This window comes from Desulfosarcina sp., from assembly GCF_041551955.1.
Taxonomy (GTDB): Bacteria; Desulfobacterota; Desulfobacteria; order Desulfobacterales; family Desulfosarcinaceae; genus Desulfosarcina.
In genome coordinates, this window is the sequence record NZ_JBFELV010000519.1 from 1 (window position 1) to 3,281 (window position 3,281).

Sequence of the window (3,281 nt, forward strand, 5' to 3'; positions counted from 1 at the left end):
ACGTCCGGCAACAACCGGTGCCTGCCGCCCGTGGACCCCTGCGCGGGCGAGACCTTCGAGGGCCGCTGCGACGGCCAGACGGCCGTGTGGTGCGAGGCCGAAACGATCATGACCATGGCCTGCCCCGACCGCACCCTGTGCGACCCCATAGACGACGTAGACATTGATCCCCACCGGCGGCGTAATCACGCCCATTTGGGTCACGAGTACGATGATGACGCCGAACCAGATGGGGTCATAACCCAGTTGCGTGATCACAATGGGGTAAAAAATGGGGATCGTCAGCATCACCAGGGCGAGCGCGTCCATGATGCAGCCGCCGATCAGATACACGCCGACCACAGTAGCCAGAATCAGAAATGGCGGCAGGTCGAGATCGCCGACCCAGGCGGCGATGTCATAGGGTATCCGCGTAACGGCCAGGAATTTTCCCAAGACCACGGCACCGGCGATTAGAAACATGACCATGCAGGATGTGCGCAGGGTTTCATACAAGGACTTGACGAATCCATCCCAACTCAGCTGCCTGCGGACAACAGAGACGGCCAGAACCCCGAAAACACCCACGGCTGCCGCTTCCGTAGGTGTGAAAAATCCGAAAAACAGGCCGGCCATCACCAGGATGAAGACCAATACGGTGTCACCCATGCCGGTCAACGATCGGAATTTTTCTCCCCAGGTGAATGTTTCGCCGGGGGGGCCCTGATCCGGATACAGCCGGCAGTGAACAAAGATGGTAATGATGAAAAGAATCGTCATGACGATGGCCGGGAGGATGCCGGCCACGAACAGCGCGCCGATGGATTGTTCGGTCAGGATGCCGTAAACAATCAACACCACGCTGGGCGGCATGATCATGCCCAGGCCCCCGCCGGAGGCAACGGAACCGGAACTCAGTTCATCCGCGTAGTGGTAGCGTTTCATCTCTGGCAATCCGACGGTAGCCATGGTGGCGGCAGTCGCCGGGCTCGATCCGCACACCGCCCCGAAGGCGGTGCAGGCGGTAACAGTGGCCATGGCCAGTCCGCCCCGCGTGCTGCCTAAAAATTTGTAGGCCGTGGCATACAACCGCTTGCCGATGCCGCTGTTGAAGGCCAGCTGACCCATGAGGATAAACAACGGGATCGTGGTCAGGCCGTATGATGAAAAGGTTTCATAAATATTTCTGGACAGCAGGTTCAAGCCTCCTTTAACGGAGATCATCGAACTGAAACCCACCCAACCCACTAGGATCATGACGTAGGCCACAGGCATCCGGGTCAGGAAAATCGCCAGCATGATCAGCAGGCCAAGGATTCCAACCAGTGTAGGACTCATTTCTTACCCATTAGCAGTTTGACATTGTTGATGACGTCTTCGAGGATGGTCAACGTGAGTACCAGAAAACAGAAAGCGGTGAGAAATATAATTGAATGCAGGGGGAATTCAAGGTTCATGGACACTTCGCCGGAACGATGAATCGTTGCGGCATAGCGGGTCATGCGCCAGGTGACGACACCAAACAGCAGCAGACTGATCGCATGGGTGCACAGCTCGATGATGGCCTGGGTCCGCGTGGAAAGCAGGCGGACCAGGATTTCGACACCGGCGTGCCCCCTGGCTTCATGGGTGTAGGGCAGGGCCAGGGCCGCTGTCAACGTGGCCATGAACCCGACGATCTCGACCGATCCTAAGATGGGGTGCCCCAGGTAGCGGCCGACCACGTCGGCACAGGTCAGCAGGGTCATTCCCATCAAACAGACAGCGCCCAGACATTTTAAAAATTTCCGCAATTGTCCGGATAACTTAATCAGGATGTTCATTTCCACTCGTTCACTCTTTAGGGTGGGAATATAAGGAGCCGCCTGGGCGGCTCCTTTTTTTTGAGGGGCTTACTGCAGTTCGCCCAGGGTCTTGACGATGAAATCGACGACTTCTTGGGCGTTGCCGATTCCCTTCTTTTGGGCATCGACCACATAATCACTGATGATGGGCGCGACCGCTTTTTTCCAGCGGGCTTGTTCCTTCTCGTCGAGACCGATGATCTCGCCCCCCTGGCCAAGGAAGTACTTCATCCCCAGCATGTCGCTGGTGTCCCACGCCTCGCCGTGTTTGACGGCCCACTCGACGTTGATTGCCTCGATCGCCTGTTGGACATCGGCCGGCAGAGATTGCCATTTGTCTTTGCTCATGACCACGAAAAAAGAGGTCGTATAGGCCGAATCGAAAGCAGCGGTCATATAGTCGGTCACTTCGCCGAGTTTCCAGCCCTTGTTGGATTCCATGGGGTAGAGCGCACCGTCAACCACTCCCTTTTGAAGCATTTCGTAGGTTTCCGGCATGGGCTTGGGAACGGGGGTGCCACCCAGCGCCTGGACCACCAGGGCACTGGTGCCGTGGGCCCTGAACTTCAGGCCTTGCATGTCCTCGAGTTTGCGCACCGCTTTGCCCTTGGTATGAACCAGGCCCGGGCCATGGGCATGCAGGTACATCACCTTGACGTCATCGAATTCCTTGGGCTGGAATTTCTTGTAAACGCGGTTGATCACCTCCGTGGCGACTACGCCGCTGTGATACCCGAGGGGCAAATCCACGGCTGAGATGAGCGGGAAACGGCCCCGGGTATATGCCAGAACGGAAAAACCGATATCGGATAACCCTTCCACCACGCCATCATAACATTGCTGGGCCTTGGTAAGCGTTCCCCCCGGGAAATAATCGACGGTGACCTTTCCGTCGGTGCGTTTTTCGACCTCCTTGCACCAGGCCTCGGCCAGTATGCTCTGAACGTGACTCGGCGGGAAAAAATTGCTGTAGGTGAGTTTGACGGGACCGGCTTGGGTGACGGCCGGCATCGCGGTGAATAATACAAGACTGATCGACAAGGCCAAAAACGAAGCAGCAATACGATGTTTCATGGCAACCTCCTTACCTATTATGGGTGGACAAGTGTGTGCCTTGCGCCGTTCACGATCTCCCAATGCACCCCTTCGGATGCTCGGGCCAGACGAATATCATTTTGTCATCGGGGAAAGCTGTTCATGAATACGCCATAGGAACGATAAAACCTTGCATATATGACGACATTTGGCAACCGGCCATCGTCGCTGGCCGACCATTTAGTTCTCAATCCAATATAAGATACCAACTGCACCATGCCATCGCTGAAAAGTGAATGCAATTCATTTGCTGAAAAGTGAATACAATTCATTAATTATATAAAAATTTCATAATGATTTACTGGTAAACATCGTCTTCTGTCTATGACACCCATCATACTCACGGAAAAATAGTGCGCCTCA

Annotated in this window: 3 protein-coding genes; all 3 read right to left on the bottom strand. The window is 55.3% G+C overall.

Annotated features, from left to right (window positions below):
- On the bottom strand, positions 1-1,317 hold a 1,317-nt coding region (locus ABYV26_RS23435; RefSeq protein ID WP_372683773.1), incomplete at its 3' end, for a TRAP transporter large permease.
- The gene (locus tag ABYV26_RS23440; RefSeq protein WP_372683774.1) at positions 1,314-1,802 is read right to left on the bottom strand and encodes a TRAP transporter small permease; all 489 of its coding nucleotides are present in this window, start codon (positions 1,800-1,802) and stop codon (positions 1,314-1,316) included. The genes ABYV26_RS23435 and ABYV26_RS23440, both read right to left, overlap by 4 nt.
- A 69-nt stretch (positions 1,803-1,871) precedes the next feature.
- A complete protein-coding gene (locus ABYV26_RS23445; RefSeq protein ID WP_372683775.1) occupies positions 1,872-2,897 on the bottom strand; it encodes a TRAP transporter substrate-binding protein in 1,026 nt (341 codons plus the stop codon).
- Positions 2,898-3,281: the final 384 nt, after the last annotated feature.